This window comes from Halomarina salina (assembly GCF_023074835.1).
Classification (GTDB): Archaea; Halobacteriota; Halobacteria; order Halobacteriales; family Haloarculaceae; genus Halomarina; species Halomarina salina.
Genome location: NZ_JALLGW010000005.1, coordinates 91,579 through 111,032, shown reverse-complemented (window position 1 = coordinate 111,032; position 19,454 = coordinate 91,579). Strand labels below are relative to the sequence as shown.

Here is a 19,454-nt window from a genome sequence, read left to right as displayed (position 1 = left end):
CGACTGGAGTCAGATCACGTCGTCGGGGTCGTGTTCCTCCCGCATTCGCTGGGCCTCGGCGGCGTACTGCTCCTGCAGATCGGCGTCATTGACCGAGCCGAGATTGTCCGGGTCGGCGTCGACGGCGGCCGTCGTGTCGCGGACGTCGGTGAAGGAAGTGAGCGCCCGTTCTTTCCGGAAGTATCGTTCACCGTCTGGGGTTGCATAGGTGAGGATGATGAGATTCTGCTCGTCGTCGGAGTACGTCCGCTCGACGAGCCAGACGCGGACACCGTTCGAGTCGGAATCGCTGGGCATGGCTGTTCGTTCTCTTCCGGGTCGGAAAGGGGTAGTGTTGGAAATGTGGTCGACAGTGACTCGCTTGCTGAAAATCCCATATCTTTGTCATAGACGCGACTCCCTCATATTGTCCCGAATACAGGCGTCAGATCAAGTATGAAAAGTGCCGAACAGAGACGAGAGGATGGATTCGAGCCGATAGAGGTGGAAACCAAGCGATTGGTAGCGTTCTACTTTCCGATACTGTGGGACCTCAGGAGAGTCAGAAATCATATAGCAATATATGATTTATGGATTTTTTGAAGTCGGATATTCGCGGTTTTCAGGGCTTCTACTTGTCTAATTGGGTTGTCTGGTGGCATCGTACAGCCGCTTACGTTTAGCGCGATAAACGTAAACAGATTCAAGGAGATGGCCGCCGTCTGCCACAGCCAACACCATGTCGCCGCCCAAACCCCGGGATACAGACCCTCAAGACACCACTCAAGAGTCACGGTGGGACGCGGTGGCCGTCCTCGACGTCCTCGAGGACTACCTAACTGACAAAGGGAAAGGGCGAGATGGCGAGAGCGGACAGTATCGACGACACGCCGACCGCGAAGTGAATCGTTTCGTCGAGTTCCTCGCCGGCGACCGATCGACGTCGTCGGTGACCTTCGAGGAGCTGACCGTCGAATCCCTCCGGGAGTACGCTCGCTACCTCTCTCGACAGGGCTGGACTGAGGGCACAGTCCGGAACTACTACGCCCACGTCTCCGGGTTCTGTGGGTGGGCGGCACGTGAGGGCTATCTGTCGGGGAATCCCGCCCAACGCCGTCGTGCGAAAGAGCCACTTCCCGAGGACACCGGGCGAAAGAGCGGGGAACAGCAGGCGTGGACGGCCGAGCAGCGCGAGCAACTCCTCTCGTACGTCGACGAACGAGCACACGAGGCAATTGACGACGTCGCGAGCGACCGCCAGGCCGCAATCAAAGCCTGTCGCGACCGGGCGCTCGTCTACGTCCTCTGCTTTACCGGGGTTCGGGGCGCGGAGATACTGGCCGACGACGGTGATGATCGACGCGGTCGGGATGGTCTCCGCTGGGCGGACGTCGCCCTCGAGGACAACAGTATCCAGGTCCTTGGGAAGAGCGGGAAGTGGGACGATAGACCGCTTCCTGAGCCAGCAGTACCCTCGATTGAGCGCGTTCGGAGTGTGCTCGCTCCTTCGAGTGAGGACTGGCCGGTGTTTCCGACGCTCGATTACCCGACGCTCGTACAGACGTTCACACAGGCGATGACTAGTCGGGGATACGACATCGGGGAGGTCGAGAACCTCCGCCGAGAGCAGGTGAACGACGGTGAGGCGTCCGTTATCGAACTCCTCGCGGACTATGATATCGCACCACCGGCGTTGACGACCCATGGCGCTCGGACGGTTCTGAAGCGTCTCACGGACGAGGCGGGCATCGAACTGGACGACAAGCACGGGTATCTCGCGCCGCACGGAGCCCGCCGTGGTGTCGGTGAAGTCCTCGTCAGGGCGTATGGCCACGCTGAGGCGGCTCGCTATCTCGACAATTCCGAGGAGATCGTTCGCGAACACTACTCACATATCGAGGCCGGAGAGCTGGCCGACCGCGCTGAAGCTGCCTTCGCCGAACACCGTGAGAAACAACGACCCCCCGTTAAGGAGGGAGATGAGGAACACACAGAGGACGGTGGGGTGGATACAGAGTCGGAGACAGGGTAGGACATCTCATAATTCCCTCTCAACCGTGTGCAACGGTCGGTAGCCGTTTCCCCGTTCTTTGGATCAGGATTTCCCGCGCGTTCCGTTGTTCGTCTCAGTAGCGCTCGAGCAGTTCTTCGATGTACGCGTCGAGGTCGTCGTGGTTGAGTCCGGCTCTCATGACTGCTTCGAGGAAGTGCTTGTGTTTCTCGATCTCCCCCTTGTCTTCCATGACTCGTTGGGCATTCGCTTTCGTGTATGCCTGGTTGAGCTCCTCTTGGAACTCTTCAGTGAGGTACACAGCGTACTTCGTCCGGGTTCTGCGGGTGCTGTTCGGGTCGGGGTCAGGGCCGCGAGTCTTCTCAGTAGAACTTGTCTCACCCTCGGAACTTGTCGAACTCGCGGAACTCGTAGAACCCGTATCACCCGTGTTACCTGTCTCATTTCCATCTCCTTCATCACCGGCTTCATCATCGGTCTCCTGGGGCCGCTTCCCGACTCGACCACTGAGAGCGTTGCCGAGAGCGTCATCAAAATCTCCGCCGGACGGTGGATCAGCGTCTTCGGATTCGGTTTCGTCTTCGGGTTCTCCGTCAGTCATGCGAAGTAATCCTCCACGGCACGTGCGAGGCCGTTGTAGGTCTCACGGACTTCCTCGGCCTTCTGTTCCCGATGGCGATTCTCCGGTTCATAGGTGTAGATACTGTGGTTTTGAGCAAACGCGCCTTCGATGGCGACTGTCTCTGGTATGGTGAACGTGTGCTCTTCTCCGATGTTCTTGTGGAACCACTCGAGGCGGTCCTCGCTGATGTTGTTCCGGGTTACAGCATTGACCACCGCTCCCACAATCCCGATATCTGTTTGGAACTCGCGTTCGAGTTGGTTGATCTCCTGTGTAAGGAGATTCATCGAGAACGTCGCGATTGGGTCTGCACGTGAGACAAACAGGACGTTACGGGCGGCTAACAACGCGCCGTCTGCGAGTGGTCCCATGTTGGGTGGTGAATCAATGAGCACATAGTCGTAGTCGTGCTCAATCCGGTCGAGTACCATCCCCAGGCGCTCCTGGGTCCTGCTGAGTGACCAGAGCTCACGTTCGAGCTGGAAATTGCTCCCGTGGGCTGGTAGGACGTCGAACTCGCTGTGTGAGACGATGAGGTCATTTACCTCGTCGAATCGATCAATATCTGTCATAATGTCGTAGAGGGACCGATCCTCACTCACGTAGTATTCGCGCAGACCCAGCGTGATGGTGATGAATCCCTGGGGGTCTGCATCGACGACGAGCACGTCGCTATCCTCATCAAGTCCCTCAGAGACGGCGAGCGCTCCTGCGAGATTGATCGTCGTCGTACTCTTTCCGACACCGCCTTTTTGCATCGAGATCGAGAGTCGATGTGTCATGGGTATCTCGTGTTATCTGTAGAACCTGTGTGATACGGGTACTGCCAGTTCTACAGGTTATGTGGCGAGGTACTCGTAGAACGCGTATAAATCTACGTCAGACACGTTCTTTGGGTTATATGAGTTATACAGGTTCTACGGGTTTTACGAGTTATACGCTAAGATTCGTGTTCCTCCTTGGCCCTACTACCGTGGTACAAAGGTTCCACACAGAACCTGTGTTCTACAGGTTCTTCGACCAGATGCGTTTCTGCTGGCTCATGGGCCGAGTGGCTAAACGAATGTAGCGTAGTCCGTCGATCTACCCCATCACCGAAATGATATACGGCCTGAGTCCCTATTTCGATTGGCCAAGACTTCGACACCCGGATAGGAGCGTCTGTGCGGACAGGTGACGAGGCAGAGATTGCCCCAACATACGGGGTGACCTCCCGCTGTCACGCTGACATCTTTAGGAGGGTGTTCCAGTGGAATCTCACGGGTGGTGCCGTGGGAAGCCACTCCGTTGCAGATGCCCCGGTAAGTGCCGTAGTCTGACCATCCCCCAGCGCGTCTCGCCGTGAATACGCGGTTTTGTGGGGGGAGAGAGCGTGAGGGTCCAAATCCCTTTTTGTCGCCTCGTCGCGTAGAGCATCTGAGCGGCACGCGACCGCCGCCCCCCTCCGAAAACCTCCACCATGCCTTACCTCGCGATGCGTCCGAACGGCGACCGGGTTCTTCCTCTGGACGTCGGAGACGACGACACGATTCTGTGCCCACTTTGCGAAGAGTCACTCGGCGTTCGCCGGTCGCACTACAACCGGGGGTGCTTTGTCTCGAAGCATTTCGTGCATCCGCGAGGGTCGGAGTGTCCGGGCGAGTCGAATCTCCACGCCAAACTCAAGACCATCGCGGCGATGAAGCTGCGTGAGGTGTTCGAGACGGCGTCCGTAGATCACGAGCGGCAAATCCCCGGGACAAATCGGATTGCGGATGTCGTCGCGACGTTCTCCACCGAGTTGTACCCCTTTGGGAAGGGGCTCATCGTCGAGATTCAGCACAAGCACGCCGAGAAAGAGATTGGCCCGATCACTGGGGAGTATCTAAACGCGGGCTACTCGGTGTTCTGGGCGTACCAGTCTGATTTCGAGGGCCACGACATGGCGTTCGCCGAACACCGCGTCAAGCGGCCGTGGCCTCACGCGGTCCCTCTCGTCGGGGGAGTGGACGGCTATCCTGACCCCGTGCAACGATTGTTGGACCCCGAACCGGCTGAGGAAGTGCGCCTGGAGGTGCCGTTCCCGACGGAGTATCTACGGGCCCACGCGCTCGAGGTCATCCCGCCGCTGCGCGGTCACTACGATGAGGGGCGGTCTCAGGAGGGCTGGGAGCGAATCGACACAGTCTCGCTCCACGGCAAGGGCCGCGAGCGAGCGTGGGTGAACGTCCTGCGCTCGCCGTCGAATCACATCTTCCTTGAGTTCTGGAAGAAGGATACCAAAGACGGCGAGTCGGAGTATCTCATCACCCACATCGGCAGTGAGTTCCCTGAGCGGTTCGAGGAGTTCATGGAGGATGCCAGGACGTGGTTTTCATCGGAGGACGTCGACCAGCAGGTTGCACACTGGGTGGGTGGTGCGTCGTTGAGTTTCCGAGGGACGGCGTTGTGCGAGTCGTGGTTGTCGCTGGTGAAGGTCCCGTTCGGCCCGGTGAAGTTCGTGGTCGCCCGCCGAGACACGAAGGGGAACACGCGGACGTGGGCGGTGAACTACCGGAGCGGCGATCTCGGTCGCTTGGCGGCGTTGCGGCATCCGATTCGGCGCTTGTTCGGAGACATCACGGACACGGGCGCTGCTGTGACGGAGACGGGGGAATCGACGGTGGCTCGCTAATGGATGCCAGGCAATTCGCCAGACGTAGTTCACGACTAGAGCTCGTCCCAGGCCGGTGGTTCGGATGACCCGGCGACACCTGTTGGCCTGTGTTCGTGGACGAGTGCGAGGGCATCTGTCGATGGCGACGGTGAGATGCCCGACGCACGCAATTCCGTTTCCGTCTGCGTCTGCGCGTCGGACTTGATGTGAATCTGGACCGGGGGTTCGTCCGGATTCTCGGTCGGGATCTCGACGTCGACTGGTAGCGTCTCCCCGCGCTCCTCGTAGATGGTGTCGCGGCGCTCGGTGAGTCGGCGGATAATGCCCCCCCGATTTCGATTCGCTCGTTCGTACTCGAGGTACTGTTCGACGGTTTCCACTTCCCCCATCATCGTGATTGCTGGGGTGATGACGCGATAATTCGATGTATCGAGAAGTTTCTGTGGCGGGAGCTGTTCAAGGACTGCGGCGTCGTGGCTCATCGCGTCACACCTGTATCCGCTCGTGTTCGCCGTGGGTGTTCGCGTTCTCTGGTCCGAAGCGTCCCCACGCATCGAGGTGCGAGCAGGCATCGTCGACGACGTGTTCGATTGCGCCTTTGGTCGAGTCGTCTTCAGGTGGGCGTTCGACGATACGTGCGAGTTCGAGAGCGTCCTCGAGGCGGATGTGTGGGTGTTCTCGATAGAGGGCTTCGACGACGGCCTTCGCGAGGGCTTCTAGGTCGTCTGTGTGGCGGTGTGCCTCGTCGAGGCGTGCCCTGACGACGGCACTGAGGTGTTGCACACGGCGGGTGCGGGCGATGCTGGCGTCTACGGAGTCCATGTCCGGAGTCGGGGCGGGCGGCGTCGGCTGGTGGTCGGTCGTGGTTCGGCTGGCGGTGGCGATTTCGGTATCCATCGGGCAAGTCCCTCACCGATTCCGGGGGCGACAAACGGGGCGCGAGTTCGTTTCCTACGCAACAATTATACTGAGTCCATACGTTGTGTGTTGCGTAGGAAAATGGCCTCGGACTTCTCCGACAGCACCGACGAAGATTACCCTGAGCCCCCGGATGAGCTGGCGAATTGGGTCGTGGACCCGCTTCAATCCCAGAGCATTCCGAAGCTCGAGCGCGTGATCGAGTACGCCGAGGAGTTGATTGCCCACAAGTCGCGACCCGTCTCGGTTGCGGGGGCGGACGAGAGTGAGGACGCAGACGGGACTGCTGAGGATCGGGGCGGTGAGACGGTTGATACGCTGCCACAGAAGGACCAGCCTGCTCCGGAGCGCCGTCGTCGACAGAAGGAGTTTGAGGAGATGCCGAAGTCAGAGCGGATTACACTCTCGGATGAGGAGTTGCGGCGATACGGGACGGTCGAGATACGGAAACTCGACTGTGGCCCTGGCTGCAAGCAGTGTCCACACGGCCCGTATCGCTACTGCGTCTTCAGGAATAGCAAGGGAACGGTGACCTCGAAGTACGCGGGGAAAGCGAGCGGCGAGTAGGCGCCATCTCCCCCACTCCCGAGTGTACTGATCGGTAAATCCTGAGCCATTCCTCCGAGGTCGCGGCCTTGCTTACTCGCCGGATTCGTAGAAGTCAGTAGTGGTCGTCGACGGGCGTGACGAACCACTGCTGGTCGTCGTCGCTGTCGCCGGTTGAGATGGTTTCGAGGAGATCGCGGTATTCCGAGGGGGTTCGAATGGCCGTTCCGTACTCGTCGTAGAGGTAGTACATGGGGCCGCCGTATTCCCCGACGCCGTACATCGCGTACCGGATATCGCCGGTGTACGTGTCGATGTAGTCGTCTTCGTCGGTTGCGAGCCCGAGTGGATTCCAGGGTTCGACACTGGCTTCGACGCTCGCGCCTTCGAGAATTTCTTCATCGGAGAGCTGCTCGAAGCCGGCGCGGATGACGGCGAGTTTCCGTGAGAGTTCGTTCATCGTCGAGTGCCACGCCTCCTCGATGAGTCCGTTCCCGGTGTCGCTGTCCGCGGGGACGGAGCCGATGTCTCGGAGCTCTTGGGGGAGCGAGTCGCTCCATCGACCACCGTCGATCATGAGCGTGCCGTAGTCGAATGTGGGATACAGCGGGGCGTCGTAGCCACCGAAGAGGCCACGAGCGATTCCGGTTGCGTCCTCGGTGCAGTGGGCCTGCGAGATGACGCGGATGAGCATATGCATGGGGAGCTGAAATTGGAATTGGATTTGAGAGTCGGGTCAGGGCGAGAGGAAGAACGCTTCATCGTCAACGCCGATACCGAACAGTGCGCCGGGGCCGTTTCCTTCGGGGTCCATTGAGGGATAGAGGATAGCCCCGGATTCGAGTTCGATGACAGGCGGCGAGTTCCCGCGACGAGCAGTCCAGCCTTCGCGTTCGAGTTCTGTATCGCTCATCTTGCGGATGGCGACGATTCGCTGTCCTTCGATCTGGTCGTCTGTGTTGGGTTCCATTTGGGGATGGCCTCCGCTACGCGGGGCCGGACAAATGAGCCCAAATTAGGCGTCGCCGTCGGGGAGATGCACAGTATCGTGACGGGAGCGGTTGTCTCTCTTGAGATATGGGTGTCGACCGTGAACGGGGTCGATGTGCTGTTCCACAGTATCGCTTAGGGGTCGCCAGAACCGAGTTCAGTCCGACAGTGGTTTGTGGCGTGGTTGCCGGAACCCTTATCACGAATTATCCATAATTCACAATTGAGATGGCGCACTCTCCCTCCCGATCGGGCCGACCGCCTATTCAGCAGTTGCAGACGGTCGCTGACCTTCTCGACAGCCCAGCGCTCGCCCGGCTGTATGCCCACATCTTACAATATGGCCCAATTACCGTGTCTGAGATCGTCGACACGCTCGACATCCCCCAAGGGACTGCTTACGATTACGTCCAGAACCTCGAAACCGCTGGTCTAGTGGAGAAATCCCGCGAGCAACGTCCCTATGAATACGACGCGGAGGCGATTGCACTCACACTCTCGACGGACGGAGAAACCCAGACGATTACCCCTGCCCTTATCGCAGCTGTTGCCCGCCGCGATGAGGACGAGGACATCGATGTCTACATCGAGCGACATGGCCTTGACGGCCTCGCTGCCGCCCTTGAGTACGCCTACGAGTACATAGACGGTACAGTCAATCATCGAATCGCGGCTCGGGAACTTGACCTCTCACCGCTCGAGGCCGAAATCATCCTACAGGCGCTGGAACCAGTCGCCGCTGAATATGCCGACGCGGCTGCATGACGACGGTTTATCTCGCTGATACCGGTGTGTTCGTCCGATGTGGTGGCCCGGATAACGACAAATTCCAACGGCTTCGCCGAGCCGTTCGACAGGCAGGTATCTCACTCCGTATTCCACAGCGGGTTTACGAGGAACTTGGCGGCGATCCCGCGGCGAACGAATACCCGTCAGGGAGCATTCCGTATCCGAAGGGATTCGAAGAGGGATGGATCGTTGTCGCCGATGATCTCGACTACACCAACCCACTTGTCTCGACTGTGATGGATGAGGCCCGCCGCTTCATCGCGAACGAAACCGACCGCGAGGAAGACCTCATCGAGAAAGCGGATACGGCGCTTGTTGGCCTTGCTGCCCAGATACTTGACGCTGGAGAGGTAGACCATATTGTTCTCTTGACGACCGACAAACCAGCAGGCAAGGCGGCCGAGGCGATAATCCCTCGACACGGCTTCAGCGATTGTATCGAATTTCGGTATGTTAGTGTCGAGTACCTCGAAACGCTCACTGCGGGCGAATTCCGCACGCGTTAATCCTTGCGATGGGATTAGCTACACTCGCTCTTCGACGACGCTGTCCCACAGTCCCTCGTAGTATTCGACGTGGTCACGCTCGGTTTGCGAGCGGTATGCGAGGGTCCGACCGTCGTCGTAGGAGACGACGATGGCGTGTTCGAGTGGGGAGGTTTCATCGTCATCGTAGTCGACGCGTGTCTCCCACTCGTCCGGGCCGGGGAGCGCGTCGGGTTCGTAGATGTCACCGCCCGTCGCCGCCCACACGGGGTCGTCTGGTTCTCTGACGGCGGGCCCGTAGCAGTCGCGGAGCGTGGGCATCGTGGGCCATACGCCCCGGTCTTCCCAGTAGGCTCGCATCTCTCGGAGGCTTCGACGGACGGTGCTACGAATGGAGAGTTGGTCGGCGCGTTGCCACCCGTCTCGCGACCAGGACTCGCCGTTGTAGGCGACTTTGTGCGGGCCGTTCCAGTCGAGGCCGACGATATCGGCGGGTGGATCGCCGGTCAGCGTCGGCTGGGTGAGTTGCTGGATGGCGTTCCACTGCTTGGGTGGACTCGCGCCGAGGAGATGCACACGCTGGCCGCGCCAGTTAGCGTAATCGGAGAACTCGTTCGCGAGGATATCCGAGTAACCCATCGAGTAGCCCAGGACGAGCGGGGTTCCTGGGACCTCGGCGTCCCCGATGATGGCGATTGCTTCGTGGCACTTCGGGACGATGATGAGCGTCGCGTCTGGGAAGTCGGCTTTGAGCTCGCGGGCGGCGTCGACGTAGCGATGAGCGGCGTCGGGAGTCGGTGCGTCGCCGATGACGCCGATTTCGGGTTCGTGGGTTCGGAAGGTTTCGAGATACCGCTTGAGGTCGGGGTTTTTGAAGTCGTTGTCGAGCATCCCGAGTGGGATGTCGACGTTGCGGAGGTGGTCGGTCTGGAGGCGACAGTCCTCGCGGATGCCGGTGACGAAGCCGAGTTCGTGGGCGTCGGTCGCGAAGGGGTGTCGCGAGAGGAAGGCGACGTACTCAGCACGTCGAGCAGTCTCGATATCCTGGACGTGTATCGACGAGTCGGGGCTCGTGTGCTGTGGTTGGGCGTGTGCCATATCTCGAATCTGCGGTGAGAAGGTGGTGATCGGCTAGCGGCGCACGGCGCCGCCGCGAACAAACGTGCTCCTAGTGGTCACGCCGACGAGGGGGGCGTCGGTGACGCGATTTCGATTGGCTTGGCCGAGTCTGCCCCGGCCTCGACGAGCGTGGTGAGGCCGTTGAGGGCGTTGACTGCGATGGGATTCTCGAGGCGGGTTTCGACGGTGGCGTATCCGTGGAGGGATGCCCACTCGACGGCGTCGGCGATGAGCCCACGAAGTGTGTTCACGGGGTAGGCGAGCAGCGGCGTTTGTACGGCCACAGATGCCAGCGTGACGGCCGCCGAGTTGTTGCGAGGGTTCGGCTCTCCGGAGTGATCACGGACGGCGAGCGCGGCTACCAGGGCGTCCTCGGGGGTTCGATACCCAAAGCAGGCGACGAGTGGGGCAGGGGTGGTGTCTCTAATGGCCTCGTCCACGCCGAGGCTATATTTCTCGAAGAGCGCCTGTGCGTCCGGTGAGAGACTGCCTCCTCGACGGCCGAGCGTGTCTTCTCGGGTTTGGATCAGGTCGCCCTGTGGGATGTCCTGCAGTGAGGTATCCCCGCCACCGTGTGCTGTGCCCCGGTCGGTAAGGTGGGACTGTTCGGCGTCGACACGACCGGCGGGCCGCCGGGCTTCGAGTGAGTGTTTGGAGAGGCAACGTCTGTAGCGACGTCTCCGGTAGGTTCCTCCACCGACGCGCCCGCTGCGAGAGTGCCACTCGCGCAGGTCTGTGGTGGTGGTATCGAGGTGTGTGAATCCGGCAGCTCGGTACATCGTCCCCTCGTTATCGTTTTGGACGCCTGCGTAGGTGAGGAGCCGGTCGTAGCCTTCGAGCGTGGCCCACCGGCAACACCGCGAGAGGAGCCACGACCCGGTGTTCGCGGGCCGGTTGGGATGGGCGGCAAAGCGGTACAGTTCGAGGGTCTGTCCATCGGCGTTGTGTCGTCCACTGGGGCGGCCGAGGACGGCCATCGCAACGTCTCGCCCCTCATAGACTGCGGTGAGCGCGATTCGGAACGGCTTGGTGACGGGGTCGTGCTGGTATTGGACGGTCGGATGTTTGAGGAAGCCGTTGACTCGCGAACGAGTCCCGCCTCCACGTTCGGCACGGAGTTCGAGGTGGCTGGTAGTGGGTGCTCCGCCGGGCGCGACGAGTCGGGGGTCGCAATCGCGATAGGTCCGATGGGCGTGATAGGCAGCGAGGGAGTCGAAGCCGGTCTCGACGATGACGACCTCCCCGGAGTCAACCATCGTGTCGATCTCGTCGTCGTCGGCCGTGGTGAGAGTAGCGGGATGCCCAAAACAGAGTGGGCCCCCTGGTGGGACGTACCACTCGAACATCGGAGTGGCGTCGTCGCCGACGTAGCGACCGACGGCATCGAGGTAGGGGAAGGCGACGATGTCGCCGGGACGAAGCGGCCGTATCACTCTGGAGTCGGGGTGGGGGAGATGCACAGTTCCGGGTAGGGTGGTGAGGTGTGTTGTTCGCGGGCCGGGGGCGTCAGGCGCTCGCCCAGCCGAAGAAGAGGTACGTGTTGTCGCCGAGGTAGATACACCCGGCGGGTCCCCATTTGCTGTCGATACGCGGGTCCTGGTCACGGATGAGCTGGCTGGCGTATTCGCCGGGGTCGGTATCTCCGACTTCATCGGGGGGTATCTCGGTGAACGACGTCTTCTCGGCTATCGTGCCGGTGTAGCCGGCGTGTCCGTGGCGGTATTGCGCGTCCTCGACAGCGTTCTGGAAGCCACTTTTTGCGTTTTCTCCGCTCGAACGGGTGTAGAACGTGTGTGCTCCCATTAATGGGCCTCCTCGGTATCTTCGGGAGCGGAGCCGACGAAGAGTCCGGCAGCGTCGTCGGGCGGCCAGTTGTCGCGGCGTGCTTCGCTGGTGGCCCAGAGTGCGAATTCGATGTCGGAGACGCGTTCGCTCCCAGCCATGTGATGTTCGTGGCTACGGCCTATCGTTTCGAGATCACGGCTGAGGTGGAACCAGGCGTATTCGGTGACGACCCGTTCGGGATTGTTGAGGACCGCTGGCGGGACGGCGAACGCTTCGTGGTCCCAGAAGGCCCACATCTCGTCGCCGGAGCGTATCCCGTGGTCGCCCGTTGACTGGTCGATGAGTCTGATTTCGTCGGCGGCTTCATCGACGCGGATGACGCGGAAGATGTGGCCCCCGTCTCTGGTGACGAAGAACATTCCCGGGTGGAGTTGCGCGTAAATGGGTTCCTCGTCGTCGAAGACGTGGCTGGGGCGGGTCATCAGTGGAACTCCACGTTGTGGCTTCCACACTCGTCACACCAGCAAGCTCGCGTCTCGAGTTGTTGGTGCTCTACGCTGTCCAAGTAGCCTTCCCCGTCGTAGATTCGGGTTTCGGTTCCTTCGACTTCGTGGTTGAATGCGACTGACTGCCCGCAGTCGAGACACTCAGGCATCATCGCTCCCCCGTGGTGGCGACGCGGTCCGCAAGCACAAGGTCGTCGTAGGGGCGGTCTTCGCCACACTCGACGCAGAAGACGCCGTTCTCGCCGATGTCTGACCCCGTGATGGGGCCGTCTTTGCTGGCCTCAACGTCCACGTGGCCGTTCTCGAAGCGATGCACACCGCCGAATTGGACCTGGTGGATGATCCAGGAGAAGCGCTCGCCGCCGCACTCGGGGCAGGCGAGGAAGCCACTTCCGTGTTGGTTCGTATTCGTATTTCCGATGCTGTCGCTGTGTGTCATCTCGTGGTTGTCCTCCACCGGCTACGGGGAGCCACAAACAAGCGGTGACTTCGCGGCCGGAGACGGGCAACGTGGATTCGCAGACGGGCTTCAGGACGTCACGATCGGCGTGATCGTGTAGGCGAAGCCGGGCACAATCCAGAGTTCTGGTTCTGCGCTCCCGTATTCGGGTGGCGTGTACTCCTCTGGACTGTCGGGGACGTGATACCCATCGAGGAGGTCGACAAAGTCGCTGGCCGTAGTGACTGGTGCGCCAGCTTCGTCGTTGAGATAGAACCACGGTGCGGCTGGGCGGTCCTCGAGTGGATTGTCGAGCCAGTCGGTCCGTCTCCGCGCTTTATTCAACAGGCGAAGGCCGTCTTCGCTGGCGACAGGCACGGCATCGGGGAGCGCGCCCCGTCCGACGGTGAACGGTCGGATGTCGGACTCTGGGGCTTCGTGGATGAGGAAAAACGTCCGGCCGTCGAATCCGGTCGGGAGATCGGGGATGGTCTCGCGGTCGTGGAACGCGTGAGTGGCCTTGATGATGGCCTCATAGCGCGAGCAGGCGGGGACGACGGCGAACGCAATGTCGTCGACGGTGGGTTCGTAGCCGATGGCGAGCTCGTCGAAAACGGGCGCGTAGGCGTCAGGGTGGGCGTTGGCTTCCTCGAGTTCGCGTTCGCAGTCTGCACAGAGGTCGTCGCTTGCGGTAATGGGCCGGTCGCACTCGCTACAGTCAGTCTCGGTGTTATACGGGCCCGAGTCGCTATCGGGAGTTCTGGGGCCGTAGTGTTCGTTCTCGTAGTAGGTGTCGCCGAAATCCTCGGGGCTGTAGTAGTCGCGGTCGTCGGTAGGCATAGGAGGGCGTCTCAGGGTCTATACACCACTGTCATATTTAAGAGAGGTTGGCGTTCAGGCCTCGTCGTCCTGGGGCTCCTTGCGGGAGCTTTGTCGGCGCTTCTGGATCTCGAACATGAAGCGGGCGTTGGCTTGCTCGCCGTTGAGTGTTCGTTGGTCGAGTGCGGTATCGGCGAACAGCGTCCCCTGCTGACCGGGGGCGGTCTTGAGGGGATCGGTGGTGGTCCGTCCCGAGCGGATGGCTGAGAGTGGCCGGTCGTCGATGAACTCGTCGCTCCCGCCAGTCTCGATCCGTGAGGTTCGCTGGCGGGTATCGATGTCGACGCCGTGATGGAAGAGTGTGGTCTCGAACGGTTTGTCGTCGAGCGCGAGCAGGCCGTGTTCGTCGATGGTCTTCGTGCCGGGCGTGCGGTCGGTATCACCGTCGACATCAGCGTCGGAGTCGATTACGAAAACGGATTGGTGATGGACGGTAAACGTGCGGTTCTGCGGGCTGGCGCTGGCTGTCTCGGAGTTCATGATATCGTCGGGGTTCGTGGGTGGTGGTCACGTCATCAGGGACACAACAGGACGGGAGTGCCTTTGGTGACTGATCCCGCGCTTTCGACGGGGGGCACAAACAGGGTGACAGGCGGCAACCGCGCCCCTTGAGACGTGGCCGTCTATATGTGGAAGTGCCAGTTCGCGACAGAGCGCCACGGGCCGCCCCAGTCGCCACCGGATTCATCGAGTTTGTAGGCGTGGACGCCGCTGAGGAAGGTGACGATGAGGTGGTCAGCGTCCATACTCGGATCGAGTTTCCCAGTGATGGTGATGGGCCCGTATCGTGCGCCGAGACGTCCGGGATGTTCGGGCGTACAGGTGGTCTCGTCAATGTTGTATGCGAGTGCGATGATGGCTTCGCCGTCGATCGCGTCGAGATAGTTGATGCCGTAGTAGCCACACGCATGAGCGTAGTGCATCGCGCCCGTAATGGAGAACGTCCTGTCAGATTCGATAATGGGCTCGTCGAGGTAGTCGACATCGAGGCGCGCAGGCATCGGACTGTTCTTCCGGTCGTCGTGGGGGGTATTCGTGACGGTGATGTCTTGGAGGCCGTGATTCGCGGAGGTTAGTGGTCCCACCCAGGCACGGTGGTCGGGCTCGTGGAACGATTCGGAGTCACCGCGTCCCTGTTCTGGTTCGATATCGGCGGGAAGGACACCGGGGCCGACAATCGACGTCGGTGCCTCGGCCGTCGGCGTCTGGTCGGCGTCCGGTATCGATGGCCCGTCGTGGTCTCCGTGGTCGTGGTAGTCGTCGCCGTCACTGCCTCCCACTCCCGGGCCGGTGCTTGGCGTGGGGGTTGCGGTTCCGGGAGTGGCCATCGGTTGGTCTGCGGCAACGGGTTCTGCGCCGAGGAGTCCGAGACACCCGGAGAGACTGCTTGCTGCGAGGAGGCCAGCACCGGCGAGGGCGCTTCGGCGGGTTAGGTTGCCTCTCGGCGATCGAGGTTTCTGGGGGTATCCAGCCGGAGCTGTATCTACATCGGTCGTCGATGAGATCGCCGGCGTCCTGATGTGGTCGGTCGGTGCTTCGTTGCTGGTGGTGGTTGGGTTGGTCATGGAAGGGTGTTCTCTTGGTTTTGAGGCGCGGATTTGACCCGTATCGAGGGGGGCGAAGACTGGCTAGGTCGCTCCGGTGCTGTCCTCGGTGTTCCTTCCGTCGGGCAGATCTGTCCGCTTGCGTCGGTTGGTGCGGAGCTCTCGTTCTTCGCATTCTGAGAGGGCTTCCTCGGGAACGCTGAGGTATTTGAGCGCCCACTCCTCGATTTCTGGGAGCGTCATCGGATGGGGGAGTTCGTGATGCCCGACGGGGCGGGCCAGAAAGGTTCCGTCAGCGTCGCGGAGGTCTTCGTTGAAGTACCCGAGAAAGTATCGCTCGAGGCCCTTCACACCCGGGCCATCCATGATCGTAATCATATCATATGAGTCGAGAGCCACCTCAGATTCCAAGCTGAGTGTCGGGTACGTGGAGGGAATATTCACACACGTTGTAGGTGGAGTTCAGGCATAACTACGCGCAGCCCACATTGAATGTGGAAATGTGGGGACTGTAGCCAATACACCGAGACACGGGTTGCAGAAGTATCGGGTTCTGAGCCCGAGTGAACGTTTACCGAAGAAGCGCCAATCGGCGACGTCGGCTCGGTTCCTATGTACAAGGGAGCCATCCGGATTCAATTGTTGCGTAGGATCGAAATTGCAAGCAGTTGGTTGGCCAGATACCCCCCTTTTTCGAGTTGTAACGGACTTTGGACCCCCCTATTTCGTGTTGTAACACACCCCCTTTTCGTGTTGTAAATCGCCCGAATACTGGCGAATATAGGCCTAGTGACCCGAATCCGTGGTTTCAGTCTTCTGTTTGCGACGTCGATGCTCGGCAAATACTTGGCAAAAGTATTGGCGTCGGCTCCGAAGATTCGATTGGGCGGTGCGGGCCTGGCGTGCGCGGTCGAACGCGAAGGGGTCGCGATATTGTACGTGCGTCGGGATCGACACACGGGCGAGGTCGCCACTTGTTGAGACGCCGAGTTCGCGAAGGTAGCGCCTGAGAATCGCTTCGGTGGAGTCGATTTGCGACCGGAGTGAGCGGAGTGTCCGTTCGTGGCCGGTCGGGTTCTCGTCGCGGGCTTCGTAGTCGATATCGTTGGGGTCGATGTCTTCCCAGCGGGGGATGTCGTGGGGCGGCACAGTTACCGTGGAGTGTGCTCGTTTCCGGCCTCAATCTCGGTCTCGTTGACAAGTTCGTCGATGGTCACATAGAAGAGGCCTGACCAATTCCGTGCGATGTCGGGGGCGTCGCCGCCCCGAGCGAGTTGGTCAGAGCCATCCGTATCGTCGGGGACGAGTTCGCCGTCGAGAGTGAGCGCCTGCTTGAGGGAGACGAGATATGTTTCGGTGTCGTCGCTGGTGACGGCACAGCCGTGGTGCCAAATTTGCGGGTGGAACGTCACGCGAACGTTCGTGGCGTCCGGGTGGTCCTCGAGGACACCCATCGTCAGGCTCCGGCCTCGGCGGTATCAGTGGTCACGTCGGTCGACGGGCGGGGAACAGTTGCGCCGACAGCCGGTGGGTCCGGGTCGCGGTCCTGGTCGTGGGACGTGTCGTCCCGAGCGTTAGTCGAGACCTGTTCTATCTCGTCGCTGTCGTCGTTATTGTCGTGTTCGTAGTCGTGGTAGTCGCCAGCGACGTAGAGCGCTATACGGCCGGAGATCGTACCGTCGGCGTGGGCGGTGAACAGGACGTGTTCGGTGTCGTATCCGAAGTGGTTGACAGCGAGTTCGTGGAGCTGTTCGGCTTCGTAGCGGACACGCTCGGGTGCGTCCGTCTCGATATCGAATGTCATGATTCGAGTCCCTCACCGACTCGGGGGCGACAAACCGGCGCGGGAACGTGTGTCCTACGCAACAGAGTAGAGTCAATCGACGGTTCAATCGTTGCGTAGGACAAGCCGACCTGTCCTCCGATCAAAGTTCCTCAAACGTGAGCTGGCTGGTCGAGTCTGCGGTCTTGCCTTCACGCCTGTTCTCACTCTCACTCTCATACCCGGCTTCGAGAGTGGCGTTGCTGCTCTTCGAGCCCCCGGTAGCCGCTTTACTCGGCATTTGGGCGAGTGATTCGGCGCAGATTCCCAGCGGGCAGTGGCCATAGTGTCCGTCAGCGACGGCGAGCCGGTCACGAGCGGCGTGTGGGTGGACGAAGTTCCCGCCGTGTCCGGAGGGGCGCTTGCACTTCGTGCCGATGTCGGCCCCACACGTGGGACACCGGATTTCAAGGACGGGATCGCGAGGCCACGTTCGGTCGCACGTCTTCCGATTGCAGGAGACGGTCATCGGAGCGTCACGCGAACTCGTCGAAGCCGACCTGAGCGGTGTTCTCACCGTCGAGGGCGACATCGAGGGCAGATTCAACACTCGTCGCGTGTGCCGTGGGCGGTTCGGTGACGCGCTCGTCGTCGAGTGGCACACCGAAGAAGCGAGCTAACACGCGGTCGCGCCCGTCGGCATCGAGGGCTTTCACCGGGTGGTCACCACGGGCGAGTTGGGCGACGCTGACGAACCAGACGCGGTGAGCCTCGAGTTTCAGGGCATCACCGAGCAAGACGTACCCGGTGAGGTCGTTGAGGACGAAGTTCAGAACCGCCATTTTCGCGCAGATCGGGTCTTTGTCGTAACCTAGGAAGACGGCGGGGGCCTCCGGACCGATTTCGCGGAGGTGGTTCGCGGTTTCGACGATGAGTCGGCCACTTCCACAGCCGGAGACGTCTCCGATGACGAGCGGATCTTCGGGGGTGGCGTCGCGGAGGTCCTCACCATTGGGGAGATTCATCGCTGCCATCGCGCGGCTCACCGCCCCCGGCGTGAAGTACTGGGCGAAGTGACTGCTCGTCAGGCCATAGTGTTCGTACACGCCGCCGAGGACGTCTTCGTTGGTCTGTTCATCGCGAGGACGAGTCCCCCGAGGGCGTTTGCGTGCTGAGTTGCGAGCTCTCGGACGGTGTCTTCATCGCGACCGTCGTTCGCATACCGGGTGACCGGTTGTTGATACGCGTCTTCGTCGCCGCTGAAACTGGCGAGGGCGAGGTCGATCCAATCCGAGAACACCTGATACGGCGAATCGCCGGTCTGCTGGCTGATGGCGTCGAGTGGGTCGGTGACGAGTTTCCGATGTTCGCGTTCGAGCAGCGTCGTCATCGGTGATAGCCCTCCGCTCGGGAGTGGTGTGAGACCGCGATTTCGGGGCTGACGAAGCGCCGCGCTCGGTGCGGGACGTCTATGCCCCGGGAGACGGGGAGGAAGATCGAGTCGCGGCCACCGCAGACGACGCTCGCGAGCAGTTCGTGTTTGCACATCACGCGCCACGGTGCGGACTGTTTGTACGGACAGGCGCAGGTCAGGGCGTCGCCCCACGGGATGAGCGGGTACTGGCTGGCGCTTTGGTATTCGCCGACCAGGAGCGGGGCGGGGAGGTCGATGCCGTAGTCAGCGAGTCGGACGGGGTCATCGGTCTGGGTATGCGAGAGCGCGGATTCTCGAAGGACGTACGTTGAATCGAGGGTGCGGTCGCGAGCGAAGGCGTCGGTGTCGGTGTCGTCGTCGACGAGGACCATCCCGACGAAGGCGTTATGTTCGAGCAGCCGGTCAGTGTCGGGTGCGGGCCCGATACACGCCTCGATGAGCGTGCCGTACGACGAGTCCTTGAGGACCTGACTGAGGTTGGGCCCGAGGATGAGTTCGCGATACCATTTTTCGCGGCGCTGGCGTTCCTCTTCGAGGGCCTGTTCTGGATCGGGGGTTTCGCGAGCGATTCGGAGTCGTGCTGCGAGGAATGCCGGTGCATCCTCGAGGGTGGCGTCATCGTCGACGTGGTCGTAGAATCGTTTCTCCTCGTGGATGCGAGCGGCACAGGAGGTTTCGGCGTAGGCGAGGCCGAGTGGTTTCTGCTTGACGCCCTGCCAGGGGAGGGTGGCGGGATCTGTCGGGTCGTACTTCCAGGGATTGTAGCTGCCGAGAAGCTGGTCGCGGCGGACGGGGCCACCGCGGATGAAGTCGAAGCGGATCTGGTGTTCGATTGGTTCGATATTGGCCGGATCGCGTTCGACGTCGTACTCGTATTCTCGGTCGGTGTGGGCGAGCGCCCCGGGCGGGAGGACGAGGTTGGGCACGTTGCCGTCGGCTGTATGGAGTGTTCGACAGGACATAAATCAGTGACTGGTGCGGGCGTCGGAGGGACGCCCCGCTACCGTTTC

27 protein-coding genes are annotated in these 19,454 nt (G+C 61.1%); 5 read left to right on the top strand and 22 right to left on the bottom strand.

Annotation, left to right across the window (positions count from 1 at the left end):
- Positions 1-9: 9 nt before the first annotated feature.
- A complete protein-coding gene (locus tag MX571_RS21490; RefSeq protein WP_092817284.1) occupies positions 10-297 on the bottom strand; it encodes a DUF7967 family protein in 288 nt (95 codons plus the stop codon).
- A gap of 487 nt (positions 298-784) precedes the next feature.
- Here MX571_RS21490 and MX571_RS21485 point away from each other — a divergent pair, with 487 nt between their 5' ends.
- Positions 785-2,011 carry a tyrosine-type recombinase/integrase gene (locus tag MX571_RS21485; RefSeq protein ID WP_247421545.1) on the top strand — a complete coding sequence of 409 codons (1,227 nt, stop codon included), beginning with the start codon at positions 785-787 and terminating at the stop codon, positions 2,009-2,011.
- Positions 2,012-2,105: 94 nt separating this feature from the next.
- On the opposite strand, the gene MX571_RS21480 is transcribed toward MX571_RS21485, so the two are convergent.
- Positions 2,106-2,591: a DUF8160 family protein gene (locus MX571_RS21480; protein ID WP_247421542.1), complete on the bottom strand. Its 486-nt coding sequence runs from the start codon at positions 2,589-2,591 to the stop codon at positions 2,106-2,108.
- The gene (locus MX571_RS21475) at positions 2,588-3,394 is read right to left on the bottom strand and encodes a ParA family protein (RefSeq protein ID WP_247421539.1); all 807 of its coding nucleotides are present in this window, start codon (positions 3,392-3,394) and stop codon (positions 2,588-2,590) included. The genes MX571_RS21480 and MX571_RS21475 overlap by 4 nt, the downstream gene beginning before the upstream one ends.
- Positions 3,395-4,071: 677 nt before the next feature.
- Between MX571_RS21475 and MX571_RS21470 the strand changes: the two genes are divergently transcribed.
- Positions 4,072-5,265: a hypothetical protein gene (locus tag MX571_RS21470; RefSeq protein WP_247421536.1), complete on the top strand. Its 1,194-nt coding sequence runs from the start codon at positions 4,072-4,074 to the stop codon at positions 5,263-5,265.
- A 35-nt stretch (positions 5,266-5,300) separates the two neighbouring features.
- Here the strand turns inward: MX571_RS21470 and MX571_RS21465 are convergent, their stop codons facing one another.
- Positions 5,301-5,729, bottom strand: coding sequence for a DUF8129 domain-containing protein (locus MX571_RS21465; protein ID WP_247421533.1), 429 nt, complete (start codon positions 5,727-5,729; stop codon positions 5,301-5,303).
- Between the two features lie 4 nt (positions 5,730-5,733).
- Positions 5,734-6,144 (bottom strand): hypothetical protein, encoded by a 411-nt coding sequence (locus MX571_RS21460; protein WP_247421529.1) that lies wholly within the window; start codon positions 6,142-6,144, stop codon positions 5,734-5,736.
- Positions 6,145-6,246: 102 nt separating this feature from the next.
- Between MX571_RS21460 and MX571_RS21455 the strand changes: the two genes are divergently transcribed.
- Positions 6,247-6,732, top strand: a complete 486-nt coding sequence (locus MX571_RS21455) for a hypothetical protein (protein WP_247421526.1) — start codon at positions 6,247-6,249, stop codon at positions 6,730-6,732.
- A 94-nt stretch (positions 6,733-6,826) separates the two neighbouring features.
- Here MX571_RS21455 and MX571_RS21450 read toward each other — a convergent pair whose 3' ends face one another.
- Together MX571_RS21450 and MX571_RS21445 are read right to left on the bottom strand one after the other, a co-directional pair.
- Entirely contained in the window at positions 6,827-7,411 is a 585-nt protein-coding gene (locus MX571_RS21450; RefSeq protein ID WP_247421523.1) for a DUF7995 family protein, read from the bottom strand.
- A 36-nt stretch (positions 7,412-7,447) separates the two neighbouring features.
- Entirely contained in the window at positions 7,448-7,681 is a 234-nt protein-coding gene (locus tag MX571_RS21445) for a hypothetical protein (RefSeq protein WP_247421520.1), read from the bottom strand.
- Between the two features lie 248 nt (positions 7,682-7,929).
- On the opposite strand from MX571_RS21445, the gene MX571_RS21440 reads away from it, so the two are divergent.
- Both MX571_RS21440 and MX571_RS21435 read left to right on the top strand, forming a co-directional pair.
- Positions 7,930-8,466, top strand: a complete 537-nt coding sequence (locus tag MX571_RS21440; protein ID WP_247421517.1) for a MarR family transcriptional regulator — start codon at positions 7,930-7,932, stop codon at positions 8,464-8,466.
- Complete coding sequence (locus tag MX571_RS21435; protein ID WP_247421514.1) at positions 8,463-8,996, top strand: PIN domain-containing protein; 534 nt, start codon at positions 8,463-8,465, stop codon at positions 8,994-8,996. The genes MX571_RS21440 and MX571_RS21435 overlap by 4 nt, the downstream gene beginning before the upstream one ends.
- 18 nt (positions 8,997-9,014) lie before the next feature.
- On the opposite strand, the gene MX571_RS21430 is transcribed toward MX571_RS21435, so the two are convergent.
- From MX571_RS21430 to MX571_RS21365, 15 genes are all read right to left on the bottom strand, one after another.
- Positions 9,015-10,073: a DUF6610 family protein gene (locus tag MX571_RS21430; protein WP_247421511.1), complete on the bottom strand. Its 1,059-nt coding sequence runs from the start codon at positions 10,071-10,073 to the stop codon at positions 9,015-9,017.
- Positions 10,074-10,150: 77 nt separating this feature from the next.
- Positions 10,151-11,554 carry an XF1762 family protein gene (locus tag MX571_RS21425; protein WP_247421506.1) on the bottom strand — a complete coding sequence of 468 codons (1,404 nt, stop codon included), beginning with the start codon at positions 11,552-11,554 and terminating at the stop codon, positions 10,151-10,153.
- Positions 11,555-11,600: 46 nt separating this feature from the next.
- Positions 11,601-11,897 carry a hypothetical protein gene (locus MX571_RS21420; protein WP_247421504.1) on the bottom strand — a complete coding sequence of 99 codons (297 nt, stop codon included), beginning with the start codon at positions 11,895-11,897 and terminating at the stop codon, positions 11,601-11,603.
- Entirely contained in the window at positions 11,897-12,361 is a 465-nt protein-coding gene (locus tag MX571_RS21415; protein WP_247421501.1) for a hypothetical protein, read from the bottom strand. Before MX571_RS21415 ends, MX571_RS21420 begins: the two co-directional genes overlap by 1 nt.
- Positions 12,362-12,533: 172 nt before the next feature.
- Positions 12,534-12,842: a hypothetical protein gene (locus tag MX571_RS21410; protein ID WP_247421498.1), complete on the bottom strand. Its 309-nt coding sequence runs from the start codon at positions 12,840-12,842 to the stop codon at positions 12,534-12,536.
- Between the two features lie 72 nt (positions 12,843-12,914).
- Positions 12,915-13,664: a hypothetical protein gene (locus MX571_RS21405; protein WP_247421493.1), complete on the bottom strand. Its 750-nt coding sequence runs from the start codon at positions 13,662-13,664 to the stop codon at positions 12,915-12,917.
- Between the two features lie 54 nt (positions 13,665-13,718).
- Entirely contained in the window at positions 13,719-14,183 is a 465-nt protein-coding gene (locus tag MX571_RS21400) for a hypothetical protein (RefSeq protein WP_247421491.1), read from the bottom strand.
- A gap of 143 nt (positions 14,184-14,326) precedes the next feature.
- Positions 14,327-15,268: a hypothetical protein gene (locus tag MX571_RS21395; RefSeq protein ID WP_247421474.1), complete on the bottom strand. Its 942-nt coding sequence runs from the start codon at positions 15,266-15,268 to the stop codon at positions 14,327-14,329.
- 63 nt (positions 15,269-15,331) lie between these two features.
- The gene (locus MX571_RS21390; RefSeq protein WP_247421471.1) at positions 15,332-15,691 is read right to left on the bottom strand and encodes a hypothetical protein; all 360 of its coding nucleotides are present in this window, start codon (positions 15,689-15,691) and stop codon (positions 15,332-15,334) included.
- A 707-nt stretch (positions 15,692-16,398) separates the two neighbouring features.
- Positions 16,399-16,701: a hypothetical protein gene (locus tag MX571_RS21385; protein ID WP_247421468.1), complete on the bottom strand. Its 303-nt coding sequence runs from the start codon at positions 16,699-16,701 to the stop codon at positions 16,399-16,401.
- A 2-nt stretch (positions 16,702-16,703) separates the two neighbouring features.
- Positions 16,704-17,051 carry a hypothetical protein gene (locus MX571_RS21380; protein WP_247421465.1) on the bottom strand — a complete coding sequence of 116 codons (348 nt, stop codon included), beginning with the start codon at positions 17,049-17,051 and terminating at the stop codon, positions 16,704-16,706.
- Positions 17,052-17,172: 121 nt separating this feature from the next.
- Positions 17,173-17,538 (bottom strand): zinc finger domain-containing protein, encoded by a 366-nt coding sequence (locus tag MX571_RS22945; protein WP_438267252.1) that lies wholly within the window; start codon positions 17,536-17,538, stop codon positions 17,173-17,175.
- Between the two features lie 7 nt (positions 17,539-17,545).
- Positions 17,546-18,115 (bottom strand): N-6 DNA methylase, encoded by a 570-nt coding sequence (locus MX571_RS21375; RefSeq protein ID WP_247421463.1) that lies wholly within the window; start codon positions 18,113-18,115, stop codon positions 17,546-17,548.
- A complete protein-coding gene (locus tag MX571_RS21370) occupies positions 18,094-18,399 on the bottom strand; it encodes a hypothetical protein (protein ID WP_247421460.1) in 306 nt (101 codons plus the stop codon). The genes MX571_RS21375 and MX571_RS21370 overlap by 22 nt, the downstream gene beginning before the upstream one ends.
- Positions 18,396-19,370, bottom strand: coding sequence for a hypothetical protein (locus tag MX571_RS21365; RefSeq protein ID WP_247421457.1), 975 nt, complete (start codon positions 19,368-19,370; stop codon positions 18,396-18,398). The genes MX571_RS21370 and MX571_RS21365 overlap by 4 nt, the downstream gene beginning before the upstream one ends.
- Positions 19,371-19,454: the final 84 nt, after the last annotated feature.

Coding starts and splice junctions, on each gene's coding strand:
- MX571_RS21490 (WP_092817284.1), bottom strand. CDS start 297: ATGCCCAGCGATTCCGACTCGAACGGTGTCCGCGTCTGGCTCGTCGAG.
- MX571_RS21480 (WP_247421542.1), bottom strand. CDS start 2,591: ATGACTGACGGAGAACCCGAAGACGAAACCGAATCCGAAGACGCTGAT.
- MX571_RS21475 (WP_247421539.1), bottom strand. CDS start 3,394: ATGACACATCGACTCTCGATCTCGATGCAAAAAGGCGGTGTCGGAAAG.
- MX571_RS21470 (WP_247421536.1), top strand. CDS start 4,072: ATGCCTTACCTCGCGATGCGTCCGAACGGCGACCGGGTTCTTCCTCTG.
- MX571_RS21465 (WP_247421533.1), bottom strand. CDS start 5,729: ATGAGCCACGACGCCGCAGTCCTTGAACAGCTCCCGCCACAGAAACTT.
- MX571_RS21460 (WP_247421529.1), bottom strand. CDS start 6,144: ATGGATACCGAAATCGCCACCGCCAGCCGAACCACGACCGACCACCAG.
- MX571_RS21455 (WP_247421526.1), top strand. CDS start 6,247: ATGGCCTCGGACTTCTCCGACAGCACCGACGAAGATTACCCTGAGCCC.
- MX571_RS21450 (WP_247421523.1), bottom strand. CDS start 7,411: ATGCATATGCTCATCCGCGTCATCTCGCAGGCCCACTGCACCGAGGAC.
- MX571_RS21445 (WP_247421520.1), bottom strand. CDS start 7,681: ATGGAACCCAACACAGACGACCAGATCGAAGGACAGCGAATCGTCGCC.
- MX571_RS21440 (WP_247421517.1), top strand. CDS start 7,930: ATGGCGCACTCTCCCTCCCGATCGGGCCGACCGCCTATTCAGCAGTTG.
- MX571_RS21435 (WP_247421514.1), top strand. CDS start 8,463: ATGACGACGGTTTATCTCGCTGATACCGGTGTGTTCGTCCGATGTGGT.
- MX571_RS21430 (WP_247421511.1), bottom strand. CDS start 10,073: ATGGCACACGCCCAACCACAGCACACGAGCCCCGACTCGTCGATACAC.
- MX571_RS21420 (WP_247421504.1), bottom strand. CDS start 11,897: ATGGGAGCACACACGTTCTACACCCGTTCGAGCGGAGAAAACGCAAAA.
- MX571_RS21415 (WP_247421501.1), bottom strand. CDS start 12,361: ATGACCCGCCCCAGCCACGTCTTCGACGACGAGGAACCCATTTACGCG.
- MX571_RS21405 (WP_247421493.1), bottom strand. CDS start 13,664: ATGCCTACCGACGACCGCGACTACTACAGCCCCGAGGATTTCGGCGAC.
- MX571_RS21400 (WP_247421491.1), bottom strand. CDS start 14,183: ATGAACTCCGAGACAGCCAGCGCCAGCCCGCAGAACCGCACGTTTACC.
- MX571_RS21395 (WP_247421474.1), bottom strand. CDS start 15,268: ATGACCAACCCAACCACCACCAGCAACGAAGCACCGACCGACCACATC.
- MX571_RS21385 (WP_247421468.1), bottom strand. CDS start 16,701: ATGGGTGTCCTCGAGGACCACCCGGACGCCACGAACGTTCGCGTGACG.
- MX571_RS21380 (WP_247421465.1), bottom strand. CDS start 17,051: ATGACATTCGATATCGAGACGGACGCACCCGAGCGTGTCCGCTACGAA.
- MX571_RS22945 (WP_438267252.1), bottom strand. CDS start 17,538: ATGACCGTCTCCTGCAATCGGAAGACGTGCGACCGAACGTGGCCTCGC.
- MX571_RS21370 (WP_247421460.1), bottom strand. CDS start 18,399: ATGACGACGCTGCTCGAACGCGAACATCGGAAACTCGTCACCGACCCA.